The organism is Kineococcus vitellinus (genome assembly GCF_009906315.1).
Taxonomy (GTDB): Bacteria; Actinomycetota; Actinomycetes; order Actinomycetales; family Kineococcaceae; genus Kineococcus; species Kineococcus vitellinus.
Genome location: NZ_JAAALL010000603.1, coordinates 1 through 810, shown reverse-complemented (window position 1 = coordinate 810; position 810 = coordinate 1). Strand labels below are relative to the sequence as shown.

Annotated in this window: 1 pseudogene; it reads right to left on the bottom strand. The window is 78.0% G+C overall.

The features are described from left to right. Window positions 1-47 precede the first annotated feature (47 nt). Window positions 48-810, bottom strand: a pseudogene (locus tag GTQ99_RS23670) (DUF4175 domain-containing protein); the annotation flags it as partial.

Here is an 810-nt window from a genome sequence, read left to right as displayed (position 1 = left end):
GTCCACGGCGGCGCCCGCCGCCGGCGGCTCGCTGTGCAGCGCCTCGCTCACGCGCCCCCCACGGGCTGCAGGACGATGTCGCTGAGCGGCACGTCCCACGTCGTCGTGACGGGCCAGGTCGGCAGGCCCTGCGCGGCGGGCGGCTGGGTGCCGCGGTCGTAGCGGAACAGCTCCCCCGCCACCGGCACCGGCGCGGCACCGCGGTCGCGGTGGGTGAAGTTCCACTCCAGCAGCCGCCGCCCCAGCGGGGAGGCCTCCGCCTCGACCTGGTCGATCATCGGCTGCACGCGCGCGGGGTCGGCGAAGTGGTCGACGACGCAGTCGCAGACGAAGGCCAGGTGGCCGATCTCCCCGGGCGAGGTGACGTGCTGCGGACCGCCCCGCTCGCGCAGGATCCCCTGCACGTCGCGCGCGATGCGCGTGTACTGCGCGGACTCGGCCCAGTTCGTCTGGATCGGCGCCAGCGGCCAGGGCGTGCCCGCGCGCAGGTCCGCCCCGAGGCTGGTGACGACGAGGACGGCGGCGGCGGCGGCCGCGCCCAGGCCGACGGGGCGCAGCTGCACCCCGCGCCAGCAGGCGCCCAGCGCGGCGACCGCCACGAAGGTCGACAGCGCGACGAGCACCGCGTAGTACCAGTGGTACGGCGGCACCCCCAGCGCGCTCAGCGCCACGTAGTGCGCCACCCCGGCCACGCCGAGGGCCAGCCACGGCCACACCCGCAGCGGCTCCTGCTCCGCGACCGCCGGGGCGGCGGCCCGCGCGGAGACGGCGCCCCGGCGGTCGCGGAGCAGGAGCCGCTGCGGGTGTGGC